A 26877-nucleotide genomic window follows, 5' to 3' on the forward strand; every position below is an offset into this window, starting at 1 on the left:
CACTGCCACCCGTTATCGTGAGAGTCTTCCGCGGTCTTCCCAATGCTGAAAGCCGTGCGCCCTGCGCACTGACCATTGGCAACTTCGACGGTGTCCACCGCGGCCATCAGGCTTTGCTCGCCCATGTGCGCGCGGCCGCCGATGCGCGCGGCCTGCCCGTCTGCGTGATGACCTTCGAGCCGCACCCGCGCGAGTTCTTCAATCCGGCCGGCGCGCCGCCGCGCATCGCGATGCTGCGCGACAAGCTGGAGGCGCTGCGCACCAACGGCGTCGACCGGGTGGTGGTCGAGCACTTCAATCACACGTTCGCGAGCCAGTCGCCGGACGCGTTCGTCGAGCGGATCATCGTCAAGGGGCTGCATGCGCGCTGGATCATGATCGGCGACGACTTCCGCTACGGCACGAAGCGCGCGGGCGATTTCGCATCGCTGAAGGCCGCGGGCCAGCAGTACGGTTTCGAAGTCGAGCAGATGGCCACGGTCGCCGATCCGTCGGGTGCGCGCATTTCCAGCTCCGGCGTGCGCGCGGCGCTGGTCGCGGGCGACCTCGACGCGGCGCGCGCCGCGCTCGGCCGCGACTACCTGATCAGCGGCCACGTCGTGCACGGCATGAAGCTCGGCCGCGATCTCGGCTTTCCCACGCTCAATCTGCCGATCGCCCATAAGCGTCCGGCGCTCGCCGGCATCTTCGTCGTGCGCGTGCACGGCGTGACGGACGAGCCGTTGCCGGGCGTGGCGAGCCTCGGCCTGCGCCCCACCGTCGACGACTCCGGCCGCGTATTGCTCGAAGTGCACCTGCTCGACTGGCACGGAGATGCATATGGCAAACTCGTGCGGGTCGAATTCCTGAAGAAGCTGCGCGACGAGGAGAAGTTCGTCGACCTTGAAACGCTGACCGCCGCCATTGCGCGCGACGTCGCCAATGCGCGCGCATGGTTCGCGGCCGTCGGCGCCGGCACGCCGGGCAGCCGTTCCACCGGTTTCGCCACCTCGGCCACCGACCGAATTAGATAACCGCCGCGGTGCAGGCGAGCGCTGGGCGCCGCATGTGCCGTCGCCGCGCGCATCGAAGGGCGTCCGTGGATCACGCGAGAAACCCGCCGGGCGCGCCACACGCCCACGCGCATCGTGCGCAACCCGCGCTCCGCTGCGCATAGAACGAATTCACCGCCACCACATCATGAGCAACAAGAAAGCCGATTCGAAACCGCAGGCCCGCTACCCGGTCAACCTGCTCGACACGCCGTTCCCGATGCGCGGCGACCTGCCCAAGCGCGAGCCGCAATGGGTCAAGGACTGGCAGGAACGCAAGATCTACGAGAAGATCCGCGCCGCTTCCAACGGCCGCAAGAAGTTCATCCTGCACGACGGCCCGCCGTATGCGAACGGCGACATCCACCTCGGCCACGCGGTGAACAAGATCCTGAAGGACATGATCGTCAAGGCGCGCAATCTGGCGGGCTTCGACGCGGTCTACGTGCCGGGCTGGGACTGCCACGGCATGCCGATCGAAATCCAGATCGAAAAGCAGTTCGGCAAGTCGCTGCCGGCCGCCGAAGTGATGCAGAAGGCGCGCGCCTACGCGACCGAGCAGATCGAGAAGCAGAAGGCCGGCTTCCGGCGCCTGGGCGTGCTCGGCGACTGGGACAATCCGTACAAGACGATGAACTTCGCAAACGAGGCCGGCGAAATCCGCGCGCTCGCGAAGATCATGGAAAAGGGCTACGTGTTCCGCGGCCTGAAGCCGGTCAACTGGTGTTTCGACTGCGGCTCGGCGCTCGCCGAAGCGGAAGTCGAGTACAAGGACAAGGTCGATCCGACCATCGACGTGATGTTCGGCTTCGCCGAGCCGGAAAAGACCGCCCAGGCTTTCGGCCTCGCCGCGCTGCCGCGCGCCGAAGGCGGCATCGTGATCTGGACCACCACGCCGTGGACCATCCCCGCCAACCAGGCGCTGAACCTGCATCCGGACATCGTCTACGCGCTGGTCGACACGCCGCGCGGTCTGCTGATCCTCGCGCAGGAGCGCGTCGAAGCGTGCCTGAAGCAATACAAGCTGGAAGGCACGATCATCGCCACCACGCCGGGCGCCAGGCTCGTCAATCTGCGCTTCAACCATCCGCTCGCGGCCGCGCATCCCGCTTACAAGCGCACGGCACCGGTCTACCTCGGCGACTACGTGACGACCGAAACCGGCACGGGCATCGTGCACTCGTCGCCCGCGTACGGCGTGGAAGACTTCGTGTCGTGCAAGGCGCACGGCATGGCGGACTCCGACATCATCAACCCGGTGATGGGCGACGGCCGCTATATCGAATCGCTCGCGCTGTTCGGCGGCCTGTCGATCTGGACGGCCAATCCGCAGATCGTCGAGGCGCTGCAAGGCGCCGGCTCGCTGCTGCGCACCGAGAAGTCCACGCACAGCTACATGCACTGCTGGCGCCACAAGACGCCGATCATCTATCGCGCCACGTCGCAATGGTTCGCCGGCATGGACGTGAAGCCGAACGACGCCCGCAAGACCCTGCGCGAGACCGCGCTGGAAGGCATCGAGAACACCGCGTTCTATCCGGCGTGGGGCAAGCAGCGTCTCTTTAGCATGATCGCCAACCGGCCGGACTGGACGCTGTCGCGCCAGCGCCAATGGGGCGTGCCGATGGCGTTCTTCGTGCACAAGGAAACCGGCGAGCTGCATCCGCGCACGCTGGAATTGCTCGAACAGGTCGCGCAGCGCGTCGAGCAGGCCGGCATCGAGGCGTGGCAAACGCTCGATGCGCGCGAGCTGATCGGCGACGACGCCAACCTGTACGAGAAGAACCGCGACACGCTGGACGTCTGGTTCGATTCCGGCACCACGCACTGGCACGTGCTGCGCGGCTCGCACAAGGACGAACTGCAATTCCCGGCCGACCTGTATCTGGAAGGTTCGGACCAGCACCGCGGCTGGTTCCACTCGTCGCTGCTGACCGCTTCGATGCTCGACGGCCGCCCGCCGTACAACGCGCTGCTCACGCACGGCTTCACGGTCGACGGCGAAGGTCGCAAGATGAGCAAGTCGCTCGGCAACGGTATCGACCCGCACGAAGTGGCGAACCGTCTCGGCGCGGAAATCATCCGCCTGTGGATCGCCTCGACCGACTACTCGGGCGAGCTGGCGATCTCCGAGGAAATCTTGAAGCGCGTGACGGAAAGCTATCGCCGCATCCGCAATACGCTGCGCTTCCTGCTCGCGAATCTGTCGGACTTCGACTTCGCGCAGCACGCACGCCCGGTGGACGACTGGCTCGAGATCGATCGCTATGCGGCGGCGCTGTCGGCGAACCTGCAGAACGACATCCTCGCGCACTACGAGAAGTATGAGTTCCACCCGGTGGTCGCCAAGTTGCAGACGTTCTGCTCGGAAGACCTCGGTGGCTTCTATCTGGACGTGCTGAAGGACCGCCTGTACACCACCGCGGCGGATTCCGTCGCGCGCCGTTCGGCGCAGACCGCGCTGTATCACATCGCGCATGGCCTGTTGCGGGTGATGGCGCCGTTCCTGTCGTTCACCGCGGAAGAAGCGTGGAAGGTGTTCCAGCCGGCGAGCGAAACGATCTTCACCGAGACGTATCACGCGTTCCCGGTGATGCCGGACGCCGGCACGCTGCTCGACAAGTGGACACTGCTACGCGCCGCGCGCAGCGACGTGACCAAGGCGCTGGAAGAAGCGCGTGTAGCGAATCTGATCGGCTCGTCGCTGCAGGCGGAAGTCGAAATCCGCGCGAGCGGCGCGCGTTACGATGCGCTCTCGAGCCTCGGCGACGACCTGAAGTTCGTGCTGATCACGTCGGCGGCAACCGTCGCGAAGGTCGACAGCGAAGCGCAAGAAGGCGTCGAAGTGATCGCTTCGAAGTACCTGAAATGCGAACGTTGCTGGCACTACCGCGCGGACGTCGGCGCGCACGCCGAACACCCGTCGCTGTGCGGCCGCTGCTTCAGCAACCTGTTCGGCGATGGCGAACCGCGGAGCGCGGCATAATGGCGAGAACCATGTCGAAAACGTCGTCGAAAACGTCCGGCGCGAGCGGTTCGCTGGCACCCTGGCTGGGCATCGCGCTGATCGTCATCCTGTTCGACCAGTTGACGAAGATCGCAGTCCAGAAGGTGTTCGCCTACGGTGTGCCCCACGAGGTCACGCCGTTTTTCAACCTGATCCTCGTGTACAACCGCGGCGCGGCGTTCAGCTTCCTCGCGATGGCGGGTGGTTGGCAACGTTGGGCATTTACCGCGCTCGGCGTGGTCGCCGCACTGGTGATCTGCTATCTGCTCAAGCGCCATGCCGGACAGAAAATGTTCTGCACGGCGCTCGCGCTGATCCTCGGCGGCGCGCTCGGCAACGTGATCGACCGGCTCGCGTATGGCCACGTGATCGACTTCCTCGACTTCCACGTGCGCGGATGGCACTGGCCGGCGTTCAATCTCGCCGACAGCGCGATTACGATCGGCGCTATCCTGCTTGTACTCGACGAGTTGCGGCGCGTACGCAGTTCACGCTAAACGTCATTGACGCCGGGCGCTGAGCTGCGCGTTTGGGTCCGGTTTGAAGGGCGCGGCGGCGAGGGTCCAATGTCCCACGCCGCGGCCCGCCACCACGCTTTGTCGGAGGCTTTCGTTGGCAACCGCAGAACTCGCAGGCAAACACGTCGTCCTCGGCATGACGGGCGGCATCGCCTGCTACAAGATCGCCGAACTCACGCGTCTCTTGACCAAGGCAGGCGCGAGCGTGCAGGTCGTGATGACCGACGCGGCCACCCAGTTCATCACCCCCGTCACCATGCAGGCGCTCTCGGGCCGCCCGGTCTACACCAGCCAGTGGGACGCTCGCGTGCCGAACAACATGGCGCACATCGATCTGTCGCGTGAAGCGGACGCGATCGTGATCGCGCCCGCCTCCACCGACTTCCTCGCGAAACTCGTGCACGGCATGGCCGACGACCTGCTGTCGACGCTGTGCGTCGCACGCGACTGTCCGCTGCTCGTCGTGCCGGCGATGAACCGGCAGATGTGGCAGAACCCGGCGACGCAGCGCAACGTCGCGCAACTGCGCGCGGACGGCGCGGAGGTGCTGGGGCCCGACTCCGGCCCGCAGGCGTGCGGCGAAATCGGCGACGGGCGCATGCTCGAAGCCGCAGCCACCTACGAAGCGATCGCCTCGTTCTTCTCGCCCAAGATCCTGTCCGGCCGGCGCGTGCTGTTGACTGCCGGGCCGACCTTCGAGCCGCTCGACCCGGTGCGCGGCATCACCAATCGTTCCAGCGGCAAGATGGGTTTCGCGCTGGCTCGCGCCGCGCAACAGGCCGGCGCCGACGTGCATCTGATCGCCGGACCGGTCGCGCTGGAAACGCCGTGGGGCGTGTTCCGCGAGGACGTGCAAACCGCGCAGCAGATGCATGATGCAGTGATGCGCGCAGTCGCGGACGCCGACATTTTTATCGGCGTTGCGGCGGTGGCCGACTGGCGCGTCGATCACGCCAGCGAGCACAAGCTCAAGAAGACCGCCGGCAATGCGCTGCCGAGCTTCACCTTCGTCGAGAATCCGGACATTCTGGCGTCGGTGGCGAAGCTGCCGCATCCGCCGTTCGCGGTCGGCTTCGCGGCCGAAAGCGGCAACCTCGAAGTCCATGGCGAAGAAAAGCGCGTACGCAAAAACGTACCGCTCCTGATCGGCAATCTCGGGCCTCTCACGTTCGGCCGCGACGACAATGAAGTGATTCTGTTTGAAGCGGACGGCGCCACGAAGCTGCCGCGCGCCGACAAGCAGACACTTGCGCGCGCGCTGATCGCGGAGATCGCGAAGCGTCTGCCCGACGCAAGTCTGATTCTCTGAACATGGGTCGGCGTGTCGACGTAGTGGCCGCGCATCGCTCTGACGCATGGAATCATCTGGAGCCGTACTGACATGACGCTACTTTCCGTGCTCGATCAAACACCTGTGATCGCCGGGTCGACGGTGGCGGACGCGATCGCCGCCACCATCGACCTCGCGCAACTCGCCGACGACCTCGGCTATACACGCTACTGGTGCGCCGAGCATCACGGCTTGCGCGGCGTATCGAATCCCTGCCCCGAAGTGATGCTGGCGCGCCTCGCCAGCGTGACCAAGCGAATTCGCCTCGGCTCGGGCGGCGTGATGCTGCCGTACTACAGCCCGTTCAAGGTCGCCGAGCAATTCATGATGCTCGAGGCGCTGTTCCCGAATCGTATCGATCTCGGCGTGGGACGCGCGCCGGGCGGCGACATGCGCACGGCGCAAGCGGTCGCCGCCGGCGAGTACAATCGCGGCGACCTGTTCCCGCAGCAGGTAGCCGATCTGGTCGGCCTGATACACGGCACACTACCCACGGGTCACCTCGCCTATGGCGTGCTGCTGCAACCGCAGATCGAGACGCGCCCGCAACTGTGGATGCTCGGTTCAAGCGAGTTCGGCAGCCTGCTGGCGGCACAGCTCGGCATCCCGTTTTCGTTCGCGCATTTCATCAATCCGCACTTCGGCGAGCAGGTGGCACTCTCCTATCGCGAGCGATTCCAGGCGAGCAGCGCGGCGCAGAAGCCGTATCTGGCCGCTGCCGTCTTCGTGATCTGCGCGGATACCGAGCAGGAAGCCGCCGACCTCGAAAAAGCCGTCGATCTACGCCGCGTGCAAATGGCATATGGCCTGAACGAACCCATTCCGACTATCGAACAGGCCATCGCGCAGGAGTACGGCGAGCGCGAGCAGCTCGTGATCGAGCGGGAAAAGCAGCGCAGCATCATCGGCACGCCGGAAACCGTCACTGAACGGCTCCACGCATTGCAGGAACAGTTCCAGGCCGACGAACTGATCGTGCTCACCGTCGCAGGCAGCTATCGCGCACGGGTGCGCTCTTACGAACTTCTCGCCGACGCGTTCCAGCTCGGCTCTAACGCCACGCCCTAACCTCACTCCACTCTGCATGAAACTCGACCTGAAGATTCTCGACGCGCGCATGCGCGAACAGCTCCCGGCTTACGCCACCACCGGCAGCGCCGGCCTCGACCTGCGCGCGTGCCTCGATGAACCATTGACGCTGAAGCCCGGCGAAACCGCGCTGGTGCCCACCGGCCTCGCGATTCACGTCGCCGACCCGGGCTACGCGGCGCTCATTCTGCCGCGTTCGGGATTGGGGCATAAGCATGGGATCGTGCTCGGCAATCTGGTCGGCCTGATCGACTCCGACTACCAAGGTCAACTAATGATTTCGACGTGGAATCGCGGTGAGACGACGTTCGTACTGAATCCGATGGAACGTCTCGCGCAACTGGTGATCGTGCCGGTCGTGCAGGCCGCTTTCAATATCGTCGACGACTTCGAGCAAAGCGAGCGCGGCGCGAATGGGTTCGGCAGCACCGGCAAGCACTGATCGATTATTTCGGATTGCTTTGGATTGCTTCGCGCCTTCGGCTGCGGACCCGAAGCAAAGCTGAACGCAAAAAAGCAGAACGGCGCGGGGTTGAAACCGCGCCGTTCTGTTTTCAGATCAAATCAGACGCCCGCTGCGCGCCTTATTCGATTTCGACCGCTTCCGGATTCGGATTGCGCGGCGCCGGATGCTCGTCGAAAGTCAACTGCACCTTGTCTTCCGCATCGACGTCGACCGATACGCGGCCGCCGTTCATCAGCTTGCCGAACAGCAGCTCGTCGGCCAGTGCACGACGGATCGTGTCCTGAATCAGACGCTGCATCGGCCGCGCGCCCATCAACGGATCGAAACCGTGCTTGGCCAGATGCTTGCGCAACGCGTCGGTGAAGAGCGCGTCGACCTTCTTCTCGTGCAACTGATCTTCCAGTTGCATCAGGAACTTGTCGACCACGCGCAAGATGATTTCTTCATCGAGCGAACGGAAGCTGATCGTCGCGTCCAGACGGTTACGGAACTCAGGCGTGAACATCCGCTTGATGTCGACCATCTCGTCGCCAGTTTCGCGGCGGTTCGTGAAGCCGATCACCGCCTTGCCCATCGACTCGGCGCCCGCATTAGTCGTCATGATGATGATGACGTTGCGGAAGTCAGCCTTGCGGCCGTTGTTGTCCGTCAGCGTGCCGTGGTCCATCACCTGCAGCAGCACGTTGTAGATGTCCGGATGCGCCTTCTCGATTTCGTCGAGCAGCAGCACGCAATGCGGCTTCTTCGTGACGGCTTCGGTCAGCAGGCCGCCCTGGTCGAAACCGACATAGCCCGGCGGCGCGCCAATCAACCGGCTGACAGCATGACGTTCCATGTATTCCGACATGTCGAAGCGGATCAGCTCGATGCCCAGCGTGAACGCCAGCTGCTTGGCCACTTCCGTCTTGCCGACGCCCGTGGGCCCGGAGAACAGGAACGCGCCAATCGGCTTGTCCAGCTTGCCAAGACCGGCACGCGCCATCTTGATCGCGGCCGACAGCGCGTCGATGGCCGGGTCCTGCCCGAACACCACGCTCTTCAGATCGCGGTCGAGCGTTTGCAGCTTGCTGCGATCGTCTTGCGACACGCTTTGCGGCGGGACACGCGCGATCTTCGAGATGATTTCCTCGATCTCGTTCTTGCCGATGGTCTTCTTCTGCTTCGACTTCGGCAGGATGCGTTGCGCCGCGCCCGCTTCGTCGATCACGTCGATCGCCTTGTCCGGCAGATGACGGTCGGTGATGAAGCGTGCCGACAACTCAGCAGCCGCCGACAGCGCGCCCGACGAATACTTCACGCCGTGATGCTCTTCGAAACGCGACTTCAGGCCGCGCAGGATCGCCACCGTCTGTTCGATGGTCGGCTCGGTCACGTCGATCTTCTGGAAACGGCGCGACAGTGCCGCGTCTTTTTCGAAGATGCCGCGATATTCAGTGAACGTGGTCGCGCCGATGCACTTGAGCGTGCCCGACGACAACGCCGGCTTCAGCAGATTCGATGCATCCAGCGTGCCGCCCGACGCAGCGCCCGCGCCGATCAACGTATGAATTTCGTCGATGAACAGGATCGCGTGCGGGCGTTCCTTCAATTCCTTGAGGACCGTCTTCAGGCGTTGTTCGAAGTCGCCGCGATACTTGGTGCCGGCCAGCAGCGCACCCATGTCGAGCGAATACACCTGCGCATCCGCGAGGATGTCCGGCACTTCGCCGCGCGTGATGCGCCACGCCAGACCTTCGGCGATCGCCGTCTTGCCCACGCCGGCCTCGCCGACCAGCAGCGGATTGTTCTTGCGGCGACGGCACAGCACCTGCACCACCCGCTCGACCTCCGACTCGCGCCCGATCAGCGGATCGATGCGGCCGTCTTTCGCCATCTGGTTGAGGTTCTGCGTGAACTGGGCGAGCGGCGTTTCCTTCTGCGCGGCAGCTTCGTCGGACTCGGCATTCGCGTCGCTCGATTTCGCGGCGTCCGTGCTGCTCGTCTTGGCGATACCGTGCGAGATGAAATTCACCACATCGAGGCGCGTCACGCCCTGTTGTTGCAGGTAGTACACAGCATGCGAATCCTTCTCGCCGAAGATCGCCACCAGCACGTTCGCGCCGGTCACTTCCTTCTTGCCATTCGAGGTGGACTGCACATGCATGATCGCGCGCTGGATCACCCGCTGGAAACCCAGCGTGGGTTGCGTGTCGACGTCGTCCGTGCCTGGCACGGTCGGCGTGTTGTCATGAATGAAGTTGCGCAGGTTCTGGCGCAGATCCTCGATATTGGCCGCGCATGCACGCAACACCTCCGCGGCGGTCGGATTGTCCAACAGTGCCAGCAAAAGATGTTCGACCGTTATGAACTCGTGCCGCGCCTGGCGTGCTTCCATGAACGCCATGTGCAGGCTGACTTCCAGTTCCTGGGCAATCATGCTTCCTCCATCACACACTGCAGCGGATGCCCGGCCTGCCGTGCGTGGGTAACGACTTGCTCGACTTTGGTCGACGCGATGTCCCGCGTATAGACCCCACAAACTCCCCTGCCTTCGCGATGCACCTTCAACATGACTTGCGTTGCGGTTTCGCGATCCTTATTGAAATATTCCTGCACGATCATCACGACAAATTCCATTGGCGTGAAGTCGTCGTTCAGCAACACCACCTTGTACATGGAGGGCGGCTTGAGTTTCTGCTCCTGCCGCTCCAGTACGGTGCCGTCCTGCTTGTCCGGGATAATCGCCATACACCCATTCTAAACAACTAGGACAGGCCCGCAATCCTGTCAAAACCCGGCCGTCCGGCCGGTGAGCCCGTTCGCCGCCTGATGGGTGATGACCCGCAAGGCGTGCGCGATTCGACGAGCCGATTGCGGAGCCGGCCCCGATCCAGTGATGTAGCGCGGCCGTGCTGCACCGCAGTCGGATCGAGTATCGCACAACCTGCTGGCGCTGGCTGTCGGCGCTCGCCGCGGGCGGGCGGCAGCGGCAACCCGTAGCACGGCATGTGGGTCGATTATGCGACTTTTCAAGCCGCACCGCTTGCGCCACCGCACATAAGGGAAGCGGGAAAAACCCTGGAAAGCGCCTGTTTGCAACGGCACAACCGACATCTCAAAATCTTCTTGACACTCGAATAAAGAGCCCCAACAATCAAGCTGGCACTTTTTTCACTGCGCCATAATTTCGAAAAAATGCCGATGGTGAGCTTGTGAGGAGGGAGCGACTGCATCGCGCGGTCGTCGAGCTTTTCGAGGGCTCGTGGTAGTGACATGAGTTACAGGGGAAGTTGGAATGGCAACTGGTACGGTCAAATGGTTTAACGACGCAAAAGGTTTCGGATTCATCACGCCGGACGAAGGTGGTGAAGATCTGTTTGCACACTTCTCGGCCATCCAGATGAATGGCTTCAAGACGCTCAAAGAAGGCCAAAAGGTCACCTTTGAGGTCGTGCAAGGTCCGAAGGGCAAACAGGCATCGAACATTCAGGCACCCGCCTGAAATCGTTCGATACCCGTGCTTTTTGAAACCCGGCTTCGTGTCGGGTTTCTTTTTTTGCGCGCCCCGTCTTCGTCTTTGTCGGACAGACGCGGTCCCAACTATCGGACACGTCGCTGCAGTCGCGCTGCGGTGGTGTGCCCGGTGCTTGTTTGCGACCGTGTCGGCCGTGCCGGGTGCTCACGCCGGCAGGCAAAAAAATGACCCGGCCGCCTCGCGGCGCCGGGGCGGTCTATGCGAAATGAATCACGCCAGTCCGCTTCGCCTTACATGTTCTCGACCAGCACCTGGCCGAAACCTGAGCATGAGACCTGCGTCGCACCTTCCATCAGGCGCGCGAAGTCGTAGGTGACGCGTTTCTGCAGAATCGATTTCTCCATCGACTTGATGATCAGGTCCGCCGCTTCAGTCCAGCCAAGGTGGCGCAACATCATTTCCGCCGAAAGAATTTCCGAACCCGGATTCACGTAGTCCTTGCCCGCGTATTTCGGCGCGGTGCCGTGCGTCGCTTCGAACATCGCGACCGAGTCCGACATGTTCGCGCCCGGCGCGATGCCGATCCCGCCGACCTGCGCGGCCAGCGCATCGGAGATGTAGTCGCCGTTCAGGTTCAGCGTGGCAATCACGTCGTATTCAGCCGGGCGCAGCAGGATCTGTTGCAGAAACGCATCAGCGATAACGTCCTTGACGACGATGTCGCCGCCCGTCTTCGGATTCTTGACCTTCATCCACGGACCGCCGTCGATCAGCTCGGCACTGAATTCCTTTTGCGCGAGGCCATAACCGTAGTCGCGGAACGCGCCTTCGGTGAACTTCATGATGTTGCCTTTGTGCACCAGCGTGACCGAACGGCGATCGTTGTCAATCGCGTACTGGATCGCCTTGCGCACCAGACGCTCCGTGCCCTCGCGCGACACCGGCTTGATACCGATGCCCGACGTATCCGGGAAACGGATCTTCTTCACGCCCATCTCGTCGCGCAGGAATTTGATGACCTTCTTCGCCTGCTCCGATTCAGCCGCCCATTCGATGCCGGCGTAGATGTCTTCCGAGTTCTCGCGGAAGATCACCATGTTGGTCTTCTCCGGCTCACGCACCGGCGAAGGCACGCCCTTGAAATACTGCACGGGTCGCAGGCACACGTACAGGTCGAGCTCCTGGCGCAACGCGACGTTCAGCGAACGGATGCCGCCGCCTACCGGCGTGGTCAGCGGACCTTTGATCGACACCACGTATTCCTTGAGCACCTGCAGCGTTTCTTCCGGCAGCCACACGTCGGGACCATACACCCTGGTCGACTTCTCGCCCGCGTAGATTTCCATCCAGTGAATTTTCTTCTTGCCCGCGTACGCCTTCTCCACCGCTGCATCCACGACCTTGATCATGACCGGCGTGATGTCGAGACCGGTACCGTCGCCTTCGATGAACGGAATGATCGGCTGGTCGGAAACATTGAGCGTGAAATCGGCGTTGACAGTGATCTTGTCACCACCAGTCGGAACCTTGATGTGCTGATACGGCATGATCGGACTCCAGTGAAGGCTGTGCTGAAAGCAGATGGGAGACTGCGAAAATGGGCGCTCCTCGCTATGCGCAATGCCGGACGCCCCGCAAGCGGCCTGGCCGTTATTCTAGCCCACGCGTTTGCCGCCACGCGGGCGCATCGGCTTGGGGTTTTCCAACATGGACGAAATGCCGAACCCGGTGCATGGGTCTTATGTCTTTTATAAGATAGAGGAATGGACGCCGGGTTTATACGTCGGCTTATGCATTATCATCGCGCCATTCACGACTGCCCCGGCGGCCGTCCCGAAGCCGTCGCGACATTGCCGTTGCGACCGTGTCCGCGCGACTTTCAGCCATTTGCCCTATGCGCCTTCTCGCACTGAACAAACCGTTCGGCACCATCTGTCAATTCTCGCCGCATGAAACGCGTGCGTCGCTGGCCGACTGGATCAAGGTGCCGGGTGTCTATCCGGCGGGGCGACTCGACTCCGACAGCGAAGGCCTGCTGCTACTCACCGACGACGGCGCGCTGCAAGCGCGAATTGCCGAGCCGCGTCATAAACTCGTCAAACGTTATTGGGCGCAAGTGGAAGGCGCGGTCGATCCAGCCACGCTAAAGAAGCTCGCACGCGGCGTCGATCTCGGCGATTATGTGACGCGCCCCTGCCGCGCCGATTACGTGGAACCCACCGACACACTCTGGACACGCACACCGCCGATTCGCTATCGCGCCGCGATACCAAGCACATGGATCGAGTTATCGATCACCGAAGGCAAGAACCGTCAAGTGCGTCGCATGACAGCGGCGGTCGGTTTTCCGACGCTGCGTCTGGTGCGCGTGGGCATCGGTGCGCTTGACATTTTTTCACTCGGACTGCAGCCAGGAGAGAGTGTCGAATTGCCGTCGAAGGCGCCGTGGGAAGGTGTCGCCTGAACGCTCACCCGCGCACACTGGCTGTCACCGAATCCGCTTGACGTCTGTGCGTTTTACTTCGAAGCCACTCGGCTAACTCGTTGTATCGGCAAACAAAAGCGCGCGTGAAACTATTGAAAAAAAACGTGAAACATACACGTGCGCGAGAGCAGTAAAAACACGCATCGGCATCCCACTATTTCGATATAAATTTTCCGGAAAATTCGCGTCAACCGGTGCGCAAGCTCACGCGTTATTCGACCCAGATGCCGCCTAAAGCTATCCGGCATTCAGCCTTAAGGGCCTTTGCGCAAGTCATTTTCGTGATGAGCGCAGGCAGTCCGAGCGCTAGCAGACGTGTCGAAAATTTGTTCGATACGGCTGTCAACCGAAAGGTGGATGGCACGTTTACCGACTTGACTCTACATATGACCGGGTCATTTGGTTAATTAACTAAAGCTGAGGATTCACAAAATGAACAAACTGATCGCCGCTCTGGTCGCTGGCCTGTTCGCAACGGCAGCATTCGCACAAGCTTCGGCACCGGAAGCAGCTTCGCCGGCAGCCGCAGCTCCGGCAGCAAAGAAGACCACGAAGCACGCTCACAAGCATTCGCACAAGAAGGCAGCAGCTGCTGCTGCAGCTTCGGCAGCATCGGAGTAAGTTTGTTGTAAAAACGCAGTCAAGAATAGCTTCACTGCCGTTCTTACGGCGTTGTAAGGCAGATCCCCGCAAGGCGATCTGCCTTTTTGTTTTTGACGCGCTCGCGTAACATTCGCGGGTTAAATTCCAGCAAGGAGTCATGCCGTGCGATTTTCCATGCGCTCGTTGATTGCGCGTTTCGCTGTTGCCGTTGCACTGCCGCTCGCCGCGCTGTCGTTGGCCGCCACCAGCGCCGTTCCCGCTCGTGCGCAGCAGATGCCGCCAGGTGCGAAGCAGCCCAGCGAGTTTCCACGCGTCAAGTTGACGGCGGGCATGTACGTGATCGACGCCGGCGTCGCGGCCAACGACGCCGACCGGGAACAAGGTCTGATGTATCGCACGAATCTCGGACCGAACGAAGGCATGCTGTTCGTCTTCAACGAGAACGCCGGGCATTGCTTCTGGATGAAGAACACGTTGATCCCGCTGTCGATCGCGTTCATGCGCGCGGACGGCACGATCACCGACATCGACGAGATGCAGGCGGAGACCACTAACAATCACTGCCCGACGCACAACGGCGTGTTTGCGCTCGAGATGAGCAAAGGCTGGTTCACGTCGAAGGGCATCAAACCGGGCATGCAGATCCAGGGCTTGCCGGCCCTGCACTAAGCCGCGGTAGCTGCGGCAGCGGAGAACCCCGCCGCTTCGTCGCAACGCTTGCGGAAAAAGCCGGCGCCTTGTGAAAGGGCCGGCTTTTTTCATCCAGCCGGAGCCGTGCCAGCGGTCCCGGCGCGGGCGTCAAAAGCCCGCCGGCTGGCGCTCGCACCCGGCTGGCAAGATTCCTGCAAAAGCCTGCCCGACGCGCTATGCTTGTAATCTCAGTAAAGCAGCACCCAAGCTCTCCGGGTCGCGCAGACTGCCGCCCGGCAAGCATTTCAGGCGCGCTATTCCAAGGAGGTTCACGTGCCCCGCAAGACTCCCATCGAGCGCTACCGGAACATCGGCATCAGCGCTCACATCGATGCCGGCAAAACCACCACTACTGAACGCATCCTGTTCTACACCGGCGTGACCCACAAGATCGGCGAGGTTCACGACGGTGCGGCGACGATGGACTGGATGGAACAGGAGCAGGAGCGCGGCATCACTATCACGTCGGCAGCGACCACCGCCTTCTGGAAGGGCATGGCCGGCAACTACCCCGAACACCGGATCAACATCATCGACACGCCGGGTCACGTCGATTTCACCATCGAAGTGGAGCGCTCGATGCGCGTGCTCGACGGCGCGTGCATGGTGTACGACTCGGTCGGCGGCGTGCAGCCGCAGTCCGAAACGGTGTGGCGCCAGGCGAACAAGTACAAGGTGCCGCGCATCGCGTTCGTCAACAAGATGGACCGCGTCGGTGCGGATTTCTTTCGCGTGCAGCGGCAGATCGGTGATCGTCTGAAAGGCGTCGCGGTGCCGATCCAGATTCCGATCGGCGCGGAAGAACACTTCCAGGGCGTGGTCGATCTGGTCAAGATGAAGGCGATCTTCTGGGACGAAGAGAACCAGGGGATCAGGTTCGAGTACCGCGATATTCCGGCCGAACTCGCGGCCACCGCGAAGGAATGGCACGACAAGATGGTCGAGGCCGCCGCGGAAGCGAACGAGACGTTGCTGGACAAATATCTGCACGGCGGAGCGCTGACCGAGGAGGAAATCAAGCACGGCATCCGCGCGCGCACCATCGCCAATGAGATCGTGCCGATGCTGTGCGGCAGCGCGTTCAAGAACAAGGGCGTGCAGGCCATGCTCGACGCGGTGATCGACTATCTGCCGTCGCCGGCGGACGTGCCCGCGATCACCGGCCACGACGAGCACGACAACGAGATCGAGCGTCATCCGAAAGACGACGACCCGTTCTCCGCGCTCGCGTTCAAGATCATGACCGACCCGTTCGTCGGCCAGCTGATTTTCTTCCGCGTGTATTCGGGCGTGGTGAATTCGGGCGACACGGTCTACAACGCGGTCAAGGAAAAGAAAGAACGCCTTGGCCGGATCCTGCAGATGCACGCGAACGAGCGCAAGGAAATCAAGGAGGTCTACGCGGGCGACATCGCGGCAGCCGTCGGCCTGAAGGAAGCGACCACCGGCGACACGCTGTGCGATCCGAACCACGTGATCATCCTCGAAAAGATGATCTTCCCGGAGCCGGTGATTTCGCAGGCCGTCGAACCGAAGACCAAGGCCGATCAGGAAAAGATGGGCATTGCGCTGAACCGTCTCGCGCAGGAAGATCCGTCGTTCCGTGTGCAAACGGACGAAGAATCCGGCCAGACGATCATCTCCGGCATGGGCGAGTTGCACCTCGAAATTCTGGTCGACCGGATGAAACGCGAGTTCGGCGTCGAGGCCACGGTCGGCAAGCCGCAGGTCGCGTATCGCGAGACGGTGCGCAACAAGGTCGAAGATGTCGAAGGCAAGTTCGTCAAGCAGTCGGGCGGCCGTGGTCAGTACGGCCACGCGGTGATCACGCTCGAGCCGGCACCGCAAGGCAAGGGCTACGAGTTCGTCGACGCGATCAAGGGCGGCGTGATTCCGCGCGAGTTCATCCCGGCAGTCGACAAGGGCATCGTGGAAACGCTGAAGGCCGGCGTGCTGGCGGGCTATCCGGTGGTCGACGTCAAGGTGACGCTGACCTTCGGTTCGTATCACGACGTCGACTCGAATGAAAACGCCTTCCGCATGGCCGGCTCGATGGCGTTCAAGGACGCGATGCGCAAGGCGAGGCCCGTGCTGCTCGAACCGATGATGGCCGTCGAGGTGGAAACGCCGGAAGACTTCATGGGCAACGTGATGGGCGACCTGTCGGGCCGCCGCGGGCTCGTGCAAGGCATGGAGGATATCGCCGGCGGTGGCGGCAAGCTGGTGCGCGCCGAAGTGCCGCTCGCGGAAATGTTCGGCTATTCGACGGCGCTGCGCTCGGCCACTCAGGGCCGCGCCACCTACACGATGGAGTTCAAGCACTACGCCGAAACGCCGGGCAACGTGGCCGACGCCGTGATCAACGCGAAGCAGAAGTAAGCGCCGCAATGCATACGTCGTGTGCCGCGACTCCCGCAGCTCACGCGAATGCGTCGAAAGCCCGTTCCATCCGAACGGGCTTTTTTTCGTGCGCGGCGCGACGCGGCGCGGCTTGCCCACACAGTCGTTTTTGAACGTGCCAGAATGCCTGACGATGCCGCGCCGAGCGCCAACGCACCCAGCCTGGGAGGAGCCACCATGAGCCAGGATCACGAACACCCGCATTACCGCACCGACCAGCCCGGTGCGCCCATCGATTGGCGCGAGCACGGCGTGAAGGTCATCAGGGGCGACCAGCTCGACAGCAACACCGCGCAAACGCCCGGCATGAATCGCGCCGCCGCGATCAACGCGGCGCGGGTCGGCGCACAGAAAATCTGGGCCGGCACCGTGACGATCCACCCCAACGCGAAGACCGGCGCTCATCATCACGGGCCGCTCGAAAGCGTGATCTACGTGGTGCGCGGCCAGGCCCGCATGCGCTGGGGCGAACACCTGGAGTTCACCGCAGAGGCTGGCCCGGGCGACTTCATCTTCGTGCCGCCGTATGTGCCGCATCAGGAGATCAACGCCAGCACCGACGCCCCACTCGAATGCGTGCTGGTGCGCAGCGACAACGAGGCGGTGGTGGTCAATCTGAACATCGACGCGGTGGAAGCGCCTGAAACGGTCTACTGGGTCGATCCGATTCACAAACATCCGCACGATCACTAACGCCCGGCCACGCGATCCATGACGCCAACCGCTTCGCTGCGCCCTCGCCTCGTCACGCTGTACGCCATGCTGATCGCCGCCAATCTCGGCGGGCATGACGCTGGTCGATTCGACCGACAATGTGCTGATGGTTCACGCATACGGCTGGGCGATGGACGATCCGAAGCGCAAGTTCTACTACAACGCGAGCATCACGCTGGTCTCGGCCGTGGTGGCGGTCGTCGTCGGCGGTGTCGAAGCGTTGGGACTGCTATCGGACAGGCTCGGTTTGAGCGGCGGGGTATGGGATGCGGTGGCGAGCCTCAACGAGCGCTTCGGTGCGATCGGTTACGGCATCGTCGCGGCCTTCATGGCGTGCTGGATCGGCTCGTTGCTGTCTCATCGCTGGCGGCGGCCGGGCATCGCCGCGCGATAAGTCAAACGCGTCGCGGTGCGCGTGCGCCAAACGTTGTGATGACCGTTGTGACGACGATACACGGCAGCACTTTTATCCGCCAATCGGCGACCCGGCGGCGCTGCAAGCGCTCCGCATCCGTGAGCAATCGCTTACACTGAAACCGCTTTGCGCAGCCTGTCGGCAGAGCCAGCGTCAGCGTCATCGCAGCCTGGCGCCGCAGGACGTGGCGCAGCAGTCGCGTGTCGCGCGCATCCGGCGCGACGCTTCAGAACCGGCAACAGAACGGACTGGACTCTCCATCGATGAAAACACCCGTGGACCGACCTCTCGCCCTCGACGCAGCCCGCCTCACCGCCGACGCCTATGGCAACCACGCCATCGACGAATTCCGCGCCGGCCGTCTCACGCGCCGCGAGCTGCTGCGTTATGCGAGCGTAATCGGCCTGTGGCTGGCCGGCGGCGGCGTGCTGGGCTTGCCGCGAGCGCGGGCGCAAGGTGCGCCGGGCGCATCCGGCCAGACGATCCGCGTCGCTCACCTGACGCCCGCCGGCGCGGTCGACCCGCTCACCGTGACCGACGCCGCCAGTCTCGCGCTGCTGAACCAGACCGGCGAATTCCTGATCGACGACGACGGCGAAAAGCTCATGCTGAAGCCCGCGCTCGCCTTGTCGTGGAAGCCGAACGACAACGGCGACGTATGGACCTTCAAGCTGCGTCCGAACGTCAAATTCCACGACGGCCAGTTGTTCACCGCGAAAGACGTGGTGGCCACGTTCGACCGCCTCGCCGACCCCGCGAGCGGCTCGGCGGCGCTCTCCGTGCTGAAGGGCGTGCTGTCGAAAGGCGGCGCGAAGGTCGTCGACGAGCACACGGTAGCCTTTCATCTGGATGCGCCGAACGGCAATTTCCCCTACTACGTTTCCTCCGACAATTACAACGCCGTGATCCTGCCCGCGAGCTATACGGGCGGCTATGAGAAGAGCTTCATCGGCACCGGCCCGTTCAGGTTCGAGAAGTATCAGCCGAAGGTCGGCGCGTCGTTCGTACGCAATCCCGACTATTGGGGCGACAAAGCGTTACCGCAACGCGTACAGTTTTCGTTCTACGCCGACGAACAGGCCCAGATGCTTGCATTGCAAGGCCATCAGGCGGACGTGATGGGCACCTTCACCGTGCAGGGCGGCGCGGGCATCCTGAACAATCCGGATTACAAGGCCGTCGGCGTGAAGTCGAGCGCGCATCGGCAGATTCATATGCGCAACGACAACCCGCTCTTCAAGGACAAGCGGGTGCGCCAGGCGCTGGCCTTGTGCCTCGATCGCGACGTGCTGGTGCGCGGCCTCTTCAAAGGACGCGCGCAGCTCGGCAACGACAGTCCGTTTGCGCCGGTGTTTCCGTCATCGGATACGGGCATTCCGCAACGCAAGATCGACATCGCGAAGGCAAAGCAACTGCTCGCGCAGGCGGGCGTGCCAAACGGCTTCGACGTGACGCTGACCACCGAAAAGTACATGGAGATTCCCGATCTCGCGGTCGTCGTGCAGAACGCGGCGAAGGCGATCGGCGTGCGCATCAACCTGAAGGTCGAGAGTCAATCGCTGTACTACGGCGCGGGTACGCCGGGCAAATCCGATTGGCTCGACTCGCCGCTCGGCATCACCGACTACGGTCATCGCGGCGTGCCGAACGTGTTCCTGAATGCGCCACTCACCAGCAACGGCACGTGGAACGCCGCGCACTTCAGGAATCCGCAATACGACCAGCTGGTCGCGCAATTCGTCGCTGCGGTCGATCTCGGCTCGCAGAGAAAAATCGCCGGGCAGATTCAAACGCTGCTGCTCGACGAGACACCCATCATCATTCCGTTCTTCTACGATCAATTGATCGCGATGCGCAAGGGCGTGAGCGGCGTACGCTTCACCGCGCTCGCGCAACTCTATTTCGATCGCGCGGTGCTGAGCGCGTAAGCGCCGGCGCAGCCTTCGACAGGAGCCCACGATGTCGGCCACGGCGCCCCCTTCCGCCTCCCGCTTATCGAGCGGCAACGCGGGCCGCGTCGCGCGGTTTCTCGCGGCGCGCCTGGGCTTGTCGTTGATCACGCTGTGGCTACTCTCAGTGATCGTGTTCGCGGGCGGCCAGCTGTTGCCCGGCGACATCGGCCGCGCGATGCTCGGCCCGCTCGCGGATGCACGCGCGGTCGCCGCGCTCGATCATCAACTCGGCGCCGACCGTCCGCTCTTCACCCAGTACATCGGCTGGATCACGCATTTCGTGCGAGGCGATATGGGGCTCTCGTATGCCTATCGCGAGCCGGTCGGGCCGTTCATTTCCGACGCGCTCGCGAATTCTGCAAAGCTCGGCCTGCTCGCGTTCATCGTCGTGGTGCCGCTCGGCATCGCGGGCGGCGTGTGGTCGGCGATGCACGCGGGGCGCTGGCTCGATCGCACGATCAGCGTTGCCGGCTTGTCGGCGACCGTGGTGCCGGAATTCGTTTCGTCGCTCGTGCTGATTCTGGTGTTCGGCGTGTGGCTGCGCTGGTTGCCGATCGAAGCGTCGTATCCGCCCGAAGCCAACGCACTCGAGCAGCTTCGGCATCTGATTCTGCCGGTGCTGCCGCTGGTGCTGGTGTTCTTCGGCTACATCGCGAGGATGGCGCGCGCCGGCACCGTCGAAGCGCTCGATGCGGACTACACGCGCACCGCGATTCTCAAAGGCCTGCCACGCCACATCGTGATCTGGCGGCACGTGCTGCGCAACGCGCTGCTGCCCACCATCACGGTCGCCGCAACCCAGCTCGGCTACATGATCGGCGGACTCGTGGTGGTCGAGACGCTGTTCCGCTATCAGGGCATCGGCTCGCTGATTTACAACGCAGCCAAAGCCAAGGACTTTCCGATGCTCGAAGCTGGCGTGCTGACGATCGGCGTGGTCTACACGGCCGCCAATCTCGTCGCCGATGCAGTGCACGTGCTGCTCAATCCGCGGCTGCGGGTGAGGAGCGCCGAATGAGCACCACCGTTCCGCCGGCCACGCCACCTGCTCAAGGTTCGGCCAGCGAGCCGCGCTTCGAGGAGTTGCGCATGCTGCTGCGTTCGCCCACCTTTGTGGTGGGCGTGGTCATCGTCGCGTGGTGGATCATCTGCGCGCTCGCCGGGCCGTGGATCGTGCGCCTCGATCCCTATGCGTCGGACCCGCTCAACTCGCTGCTGCCGCCCGATCGCATGCACTGGTTCGGTACCGACCAGCTCGGCCGCGACGTGTTTTCACGCGTGATCGTCGGTGCGCGCGACATCCTGACCATCGCCCCGCTCGCGACGCTGCTCGGCACGCTGGCGGGCACGACGCTCGGCTTGATCGTCGGCTACTTCGACGGCTGGGTGGACAACGTGGTCGGCCGCGCGATCGACGCCGTGCTCGCGCTGCCGCTCGTGATCGTCGCATTGCTCGCGCTGGCCGCGGTCGGCGCGTCGAACTTCACGGTCATCCTCGTGATCGGCTTCACCTTCACGCCGATCACCGCGCGCACCGTGCGCGCCGCCGTGTTCGCCGAACGGCATCTCGACTATGTCGCCGCCGCGCAACTGCGCGGCGAACGCGCGCCGTACATCATGTTTGCCGAGATCCTGCCGAACGTGTTGCCACCGATCATCGTCGAGGCGACCGTGCGCCTCGGGTACGCGATCTTCGCGGTCGCCACGCTGTCGTTTCTCGGCTTCGGCATTCAGCCCCCTTCGGCCGACTGGGGTCTCGCGCTGTCGGAGTCGTACACGCTGATGGCGGGCGGCGCGTGGTGGACCGTGGTGTTCGCGGCGTGCGCGATCGCCACGCTGGTGGTCGGCGTGAACCTGATCGCCGACAGCGTGCAAGGCGTGCTCGACCGATGAGCGGCCCGTCGCCCTCCTCGTTTCCCGCCTTCGACGTATCGAAGAGCGATCGCACGGATGCGCTGACCGTCGTCGGCCTGACGGTCACGTACCGGATACGCGGCCGCGATCGCGAGGTGCTGCAAGACGTTTCGTTTCGCGTACGGCGCGGTGAAGCGTATGGGCTCGTCGGTGAATCGGGCTGCGGCAAATCGACGGTCGCGATGGCGGCGCTACGCTATCTGGCCCGCAACGGCAAGGTGAAGGCGGGCCGGGTCTTGATCGCCGGTGCCGACGTACACAAGCTCGGCGCCGATGCGTTGCGCAGCATGCGCGCCAACGCGGTCTCGATGGTCTATCAGGACCCGGCGCGTGCGTTGAATCCGTCGCTGACGATCGCACGGCAGGTGTCCGAAGCGTTCGAAGCCGCCGGCGCCACGCGCGACGAAGCCATGCAACGCACGCCGCAGATGCTCGCGCGGGTACGCATCGCCGAGCCCGAGCGGGTGATGGACAGTTATCCTCATCAATTGTCGGGCGGCATGCAGCAGCGCGTGGTGATCGCGATGGCGCTCGCGTCGAACCCCGCGCTGCTGATTCTCGACGAACCGACCACCGGACTCGACGCGACCGTCGAAGCGGAAGTGCTCGACCTCGTCGCGCAGTTGCGCGAGGAACTTGGCACCGCCGTGCTCTTCATCAGCCACAACCTCGCGGTGATCGGACGCATGTGCGAGCGCGTCGGCGTGCTTTACGCGGGCAAGCTGGTCGAAGAAGGCGCGACGCAGGACGTCTTCGCGAGGCCGCGTCATCCGTATACGGTCGGACTGTTGCGTTGCCTGCCCACGGCCGGGCGCAGCAAGGACAGCGAGCGGCTCGATACGATCGCCGGCACTTTGCCGTCACCGGGCTCGGTCACGCAAGGCTGCATTTACGCAGACCGCTGCCGCCTCGCCGATGACCGGTGCCGCCGCGAAGCGCCGCCGCCGTATCGGCTGAACGCCGCGCATGGCGATCAGATGTCGCGCTGCCACTACCATGAACGCGCGATCGAATTGCCACGCGCGAGCGCACAAGCGCTGCCTCGTCCGCTGGACGGCGTGCCGCCACGCAGGCCCGCCAGCGTCATGCTGCACGCGCAGAAACTCTCGAAGACATTCCACGTATCCGGCGCGGCGCTGCGCGCGCTCGACGATGTCTCGATCGATCTGGCCAGCGGCGAAACGCTGGGCCTCGTCGGTGAATCGGGTAGCGGCAAGACGACACTCGCGAGACTGATGCTCGGTCTGCTCACGCCGGATGCGGGCGGCGTGCTCGAACTCGACGGCGCGCCGCTCGCCGCGCGTGTCACACGACGCAGCGACGAGCAGGTCAAATCGCTGCAGACGGTGTTCCAGAATCCCGACTCGGCGCTCAATCGCGCGCATTCGGTGAAGCGGCTGATCGGCCGCGCGCTGTCGCGCCTTGCCGGATTGCGCGGCGCCGCGATCGACGCACGCCTCGCCACGTTGACTGCCGCCGTGCGTTTGCCCGAACGCTACCTTGGCTCGCGCACGCGCCAGTTGTCCGGCGGACTCAAGCAACGCGTGGCGATTGCTCGCGCGTTTGCCGGCGAACCGCGCGTGGTGGTCTGCGACGAACCGACCTCCGCGCTCGACGTCTCCGTGCAGGCGGCGATCCTCAACCTGCTCGCCGACCTGCAGCGCGAGCGGGGCGTCAGCTACGTGTTCATCTCGCACAATCTGCACGTGGTACGTTATCTGTCCGATCGCATCGCGGTGCTGTATCTCGGCAGGCTACTGGAAATCGGGCCGGCAGCGACGGTGTTCGACGGGCCGCAGCATCCCTATACCGAAGCGCTGCTGTCTTCAGTCCCGACACTCGACGGCGAGCACGGCCGCAACCGCATCCGTTTGTCCGGCGATCTGCCGAGCGCGGCTTCGCCGCCATCGGGCTGCGTCTTTCATACACGCTGCCCGCGCAAGCTCGGCGCCATCTGCGAACAGCAGGACCCGCCGTTTCTCGACGCTGGCGGCGGCACTGGCGATGCCGCGCCACCCGGTGGCGCGCATCGAATCCGCTGTCATATTCCCGTCGACACATTGCGCACACTGCAGAGCGCGTCGCGCGACATGATGAGCAACGCTACGGGCAATGTGACGCACGATGGTGCGGGCGACGGCGCCGCAAACGCGCCGGAGAACGCCGGACGCAACGAATAGCGTGGCTCGCCAGGGTGTTCGCGGCCACGCGTTTCGTCGTCGAAGCGCTTTCGCGTGCATCGCCCTTCGTGCGCCAACTCCGGCAAAGCATACAAAAACATTCACACCAATCACGCGTCAGACAACGCACGCACAAAACAACCCAGCGCGCGCAAGTGTTACGGAACCAATCCGAGGCGGCAGCCTCATATCAGATTCAACGTTCGATATGAGGGCCGACAACATGCAACGAAACGTTCACCCCTCCGCAGCCCGCGCCACCACCGGTCTGATGATGGTCACCGCCCTGGGCCTCGCATCGCTCGCTCACGCTCAAGCCCCGGCGCAACCCATGCAGCCGACCCTGTCCCAGGCCGCACCGCCAGTCGACCCCAGCTTTTCGGCCTACTCGCTCTTCCAGACCTGCAAACAGCGCAACGACAATGTCGCGCAAGGTCAGTGCGTCGGCGCGATCCGCGGCATCATTCACGGCTACCAGTACGGCGTACTGTTCCTCGGTCAGCGCACGACGCTACCGCCTAACGAGATGCAGCGCGTATCGCTTTGTCTGAACGACATAACGGTGTCGTCGATCATCGATGATTTCCTCGCGGACGCCGCCCAGGTCGACGCGGACGCCCTCAAGCACACCCCCGCCGAAGTCGCGGTGCTGGGTTCCGTGCACATGCACCACGCCTGCACCTGACAACGCCGCCGCGGCTGGCGGATGCGGCCGCGGCACCTACAACATCTCGAGCGGGCGCTTGCGGCGCGGCGGTTTGAAATAGCGATCAAGCGCGGCGAGTTCTTCCGCGCTCAACCGCAGTTGCGCCGCGTGATAGTTATCGCGCACATGCTCGACGCGCCCCGCCTTCGGAATCGCGCAGACGCCAGGCTTGACCAGCACCCACGCGAGCGCCACCTGAAACACGGAGACGCCGCGTACGTCGGCAATGTCATCGAGCGGCGAGCGCTTGGGCAAACGCGCGTGATCGACCGGGCTATACGCCATCGCCGGCATCTTGCGTGCGGCGAGCCATGGCAGCAGATCGAACTCCGAGCCGCGCCGCGCCACGTTGTAGAGAATCTGATTGGTCGCGCACGCGTTGCCGCCGGGCGTGGCGACGAGTTCTTCCATGTCGTCGGTATCGAAGTTGCTGACGCCCCAATGCCGGATCTTGCCCGCCGCGCGCAACGCCTCGAACGCCTGGACGGTTTCCGCGAGCGGCACCGAGCCACGCCAGTGCAGCAGATACAGATCGAGTCGATCCGTTTTCAGACGCTTCAGGCTCTGCTCGCAGGCTGCGATCACGCCGCGCCGGCTGGCGTTATGCGGATAGACCTTGCTGACCAGGAACACCTGCTCGCGCAAACCGGCTAGCGCTTCGCCAAGCAGCGATTCGGTCGCGCCGTCGCCGTACATTTCCGCCGTGTCGATCAGCGTCATGCCCAACTCGATTCCGCAACGCAGCGCGTCGATCTCCGCCGCGCGCCGCGCTGGCGCTTCGCCCATCTCCCAGGTGCCCTGCCCCAATGCCGGGATGCGTTCGCCGTCGGGCAGGCTCACGCTTGCGATATCGCTCGTCATGCTGGCTCTCCTCGAATTGGCTCGATCCACCGCGCGTGGCCGCCCGCGGAATGAGTTACGACAATGAGTTACGACAATGAGTTACGACAATGCAGCTACGACGATGCAGCCGCGAAAACGCAGCTGCAAAAGCGCTGGCGACGAAAAATCACAGCGACGAGTTTAGCGGCTCGACGGACATTCGATGGTGTCCCAGGCAAAAGCCCGCTATAACGCGAGGCGCCGATGTCATAGAATTGCCGCTTGCCCATCTTGCCTGAGCCCCATGACTTCTGCCTCGGAAGACCGCTGGCGCGATTTGCGCCCGGACCCGGAAAACGACACACCGCTGTATCTGCAACTTGCTCGCAAGCTCGGCAGTGCGATCCACGAAAACCGCTGGAACGCCGGCGAGGCGTTGCCGTCCGAGCGCGTGCTCTCCGAGGCGCTCGGTGTATCGCGGATCACCTCGCGCAAGGCGATTGCGTTGCTGGTCGAGCAGGGATTGATTCGCCGCACCCAAGGTGCGGGCAGCTTCATCACGCCGCGCTACGAAGATCCGCTGTCGCGTCTGTCGAGCTTCAGCGAGATGCTGCGGCGGCGAGGCTTCACACCGAGTTCGAAGTGGTTGTCGCGCGAGATTTCGCCGGCCAATCGCGACGAAGTGATTCAACTCGGCTTGTCGCCGGCCGCCGCGGTGACGCGGCTGCGGCGTCTGCGGCTCGCCGATGGCATCGTGATGGCGGTGGAGAACTCCACCTTTCCGGCTGCGGTGATTCCCGATCCGCAAGCCATCGGCGACTCGCTGTACAGCTTTCTGGAACAGCGCGGGCTGACGATCGTGCGCGCGCTGCAGCATTTTCGCGCGGTGAACGCCAGTGAGGAGATCGCGCAGCAAATGAGCATCGCGCCGAACGAGGCACTGCTGTTGATCACCCGTGTGGGCTATACCGCCGACCAGCGGGCGATCGAATTGACCGACACGTATTGTCGGAACGATTACTACGATTTCGTGGCGGAGTTGAGAAAGTAAGTGGGTTGTCGTTCGCGGCTGCCTGCGGCGCGCAACCGGGTCGAGGCTCG

22 protein-coding genes and 1 pseudogene are annotated in these 26877 nt (G+C 63.5%); 19 read left to right on the forward strand and 4 right to left on the reverse strand.

The annotated features are described in order from the left end of the window. Positions 1–17: 17 nt before the first annotated feature. From BN2475_RS15550 to dut, 6 genes are all read left to right on the forward strand, one after another. A complete protein-coding gene (locus BN2475_RS15550; RefSeq protein WP_094780472.1) occupies positions 18–1013 on the forward strand; it encodes a bifunctional riboflavin kinase/FAD synthetase in 996 nt (331 codons plus the stop codon). 166 nt (positions 1014–1179) lie between these two features. Continuing rightward, entirely contained in the window at positions 1180–4017 is a 2838-nt protein-coding gene (gene ileS / locus BN2475_RS15555) for an isoleucine--tRNA ligase (protein WP_094780408.1), read from the forward strand. Beyond that, the gene (lspA, locus tag BN2475_RS15560) at positions 4017–4535 is read left to right on the forward strand and encodes a signal peptidase II (RefSeq protein ID WP_094780409.1); all 519 of its coding nucleotides are present in this window, start codon (positions 4017–4019) and stop codon (positions 4533–4535) included. The genes ileS and lspA overlap by 1 nt, the downstream gene beginning before the upstream one ends. 115 nt (positions 4536–4650) lie before the next feature. Continuing rightward, complete coding sequence (coaBC, locus tag BN2475_RS15565) at positions 4651–5865, forward strand: bifunctional phosphopantothenoylcysteine decarboxylase/phosphopantothenate--cysteine ligase CoaBC (RefSeq protein ID WP_094780410.1); 1215 nt, start codon at positions 4651–4653, stop codon at positions 5863–5865. A gap of 72 nt (positions 5866–5937) precedes the next feature. Next, positions 5938–6954, forward strand: coding sequence for an LLM class flavin-dependent oxidoreductase (locus BN2475_RS15570; RefSeq protein WP_094780411.1), 1017 nt, complete (start codon positions 5938–5940; stop codon positions 6952–6954). A gap of 16 nt (positions 6955–6970) precedes the next feature. Next, positions 6971–7417, forward strand: a complete 447-nt coding sequence (gene dut, locus BN2475_RS15575) for a dUTP diphosphatase (protein WP_094780412.1) — start codon at positions 6971–6973, stop codon at positions 7415–7417. A 142-nt stretch (positions 7418–7559) separates the two neighbouring features. On the opposite strand, the gene clpA is transcribed toward dut, so the two are convergent. Next, positions 7560–9857: an ATP-dependent Clp protease ATP-binding subunit ClpA gene (gene clpA, locus BN2475_RS15580; protein WP_094780413.1), complete on the reverse strand. Its 2298-nt coding sequence runs from the start codon at positions 9855–9857 to the stop codon at positions 7560–7562. Next, the gene (clpS, locus tag BN2475_RS15585; protein ID WP_008919570.1) at positions 9854–10168 is read right to left on the reverse strand and encodes an ATP-dependent Clp protease adapter ClpS; all 315 of its coding nucleotides are present in this window, start codon (positions 10166–10168) and stop codon (positions 9854–9856) included. The genes clpA and clpS overlap by 4 nt, the downstream gene beginning before the upstream one ends. 547 nt (positions 10169–10715) lie before the next feature. Between clpS and BN2475_RS15590 the strand changes: the two genes are divergently transcribed. Then, positions 10716–10922, forward strand: a complete 207-nt coding sequence (locus BN2475_RS15590) for a cold-shock protein (RefSeq protein WP_007180614.1) — start codon at positions 10716–10718, stop codon at positions 10920–10922. Between the two features lie 263 nt (positions 10923–11185). Here the strand turns inward: BN2475_RS15590 and icd are convergent, their stop codons facing one another. Further along, the gene (icd, locus tag BN2475_RS15595) at positions 11186–12442 is read right to left on the reverse strand and encodes an NADP-dependent isocitrate dehydrogenase (protein ID WP_094780414.1); all 1257 of its coding nucleotides are present in this window, start codon (positions 12440–12442) and stop codon (positions 11186–11188) included. 347 nt (positions 12443–12789) lie between these two features. Between icd and BN2475_RS15600 the strand changes: the two genes are divergently transcribed. The 11 genes and pseudogenes from BN2475_RS15600 to BN2475_RS15650 all read left to right on the forward strand — a co-directional run bounded on the left by BN2475_RS15600 (position 12790) and on the right by BN2475_RS15650 (position 24933). Continuing rightward, on the forward strand, positions 12790–13359 hold the full coding sequence (locus BN2475_RS15600) for a pseudouridine synthase (protein ID WP_094780415.1): 570 nt from the start codon (positions 12790–12792) through the stop codon (positions 13357–13359). A 453-nt stretch (positions 13360–13812) separates the two neighbouring features. Then, entirely contained in the window at positions 13813–14001 is a 189-nt protein-coding gene (locus BN2475_RS15605) for a hypothetical protein (RefSeq protein WP_094780416.1), read from the forward strand. 144 nt (positions 14002–14145) lie between these two features. Then, entirely contained in the window at positions 14146–14652 is a 507-nt protein-coding gene (locus tag BN2475_RS15610; RefSeq protein WP_094780417.1) for a DUF192 domain-containing protein, read from the forward strand. Positions 14653–14946: 294 nt separating this feature from the next. Then, the gene (gene fusA / locus BN2475_RS15615) at positions 14947–17052 is read left to right on the forward strand and encodes an elongation factor G (RefSeq protein WP_094780418.1); all 2106 of its coding nucleotides are present in this window, start codon (positions 14947–14949) and stop codon (positions 17050–17052) included. A 198-nt stretch (positions 17053–17250) separates the two neighbouring features. Further along, the gene (locus BN2475_RS15620; protein WP_094780473.1) at positions 17251–17766 is read left to right on the forward strand and encodes a cupin domain-containing protein; all 516 of its coding nucleotides are present in this window, start codon (positions 17251–17253) and stop codon (positions 17764–17766) included. A gap of 85 nt (positions 17767–17851) precedes the next feature. Then, positions 17852–18181, forward strand: a pseudogene (locus BN2475_RS15625) (HoxN/HupN/NixA family nickel/cobalt transporter); the annotation flags it as partial. 284 nt (positions 18182–18465) lie between these two features. Next, positions 18466–20130, forward strand: coding sequence for an ABC transporter substrate-binding protein (locus BN2475_RS15630; RefSeq protein ID WP_094780419.1), 1665 nt, complete (start codon positions 18466–18468; stop codon positions 20128–20130). Positions 20131–20161: 31 nt separating this feature from the next. Continuing rightward, complete coding sequence (locus BN2475_RS15635; protein WP_094780420.1) at positions 20162–21172, forward strand: ABC transporter permease; 1011 nt, start codon at positions 20162–20164, stop codon at positions 21170–21172. Continuing rightward, positions 21169–22047 carry an ABC transporter permease gene (locus BN2475_RS15640; RefSeq protein ID WP_094780421.1) on the forward strand — a complete coding sequence of 293 codons (879 nt, stop codon included), beginning with the start codon at positions 21169–21171 and terminating at the stop codon, positions 22045–22047. The genes BN2475_RS15635 and BN2475_RS15640 overlap by 4 nt, the downstream gene beginning before the upstream one ends. Then, positions 22044–24248 carry an ABC transporter ATP-binding protein gene (locus BN2475_RS15645; protein ID WP_094780422.1) on the forward strand — a complete coding sequence of 735 codons (2205 nt, stop codon included), beginning with the start codon at positions 22044–22046 and terminating at the stop codon, positions 24246–24248. The genes BN2475_RS15640 and BN2475_RS15645 overlap by 4 nt, the downstream gene beginning before the upstream one ends. A gap of 223 nt (positions 24249–24471) precedes the next feature. Beyond that, complete coding sequence (locus BN2475_RS15650; protein ID WP_094780474.1) at positions 24472–24933, forward strand: hypothetical protein; 462 nt, start codon at positions 24472–24474, stop codon at positions 24931–24933. A gap of 36 nt (positions 24934–24969) precedes the next feature. Here BN2475_RS15650 and BN2475_RS15655 read toward each other — a convergent pair whose 3' ends face one another. Beyond that, positions 24970–25815: an aldo/keto reductase gene (locus BN2475_RS15655; protein ID WP_094780423.1), complete on the reverse strand. Its 846-nt coding sequence runs from the start codon at positions 25813–25815 to the stop codon at positions 24970–24972. Between the two features lie 265 nt (positions 25816–26080). Between BN2475_RS15655 and BN2475_RS15660 the strand changes: the two genes are divergently transcribed. After that, positions 26081–26827: a GntR family transcriptional regulator gene (locus BN2475_RS15660; RefSeq protein WP_094780424.1), complete on the forward strand. Its 747-nt coding sequence runs from the start codon at positions 26081–26083 to the stop codon at positions 26825–26827. The last annotated feature ends 50 nt before the right edge of the window (positions 26828–26877 follow it).

This window comes from Paraburkholderia ribeironis (genome assembly GCF_900019265.1).
Lineage (GTDB): Bacteria > Pseudomonadota > Gammaproteobacteria > Burkholderiales > Burkholderiaceae > Paraburkholderia > Paraburkholderia ribeironis.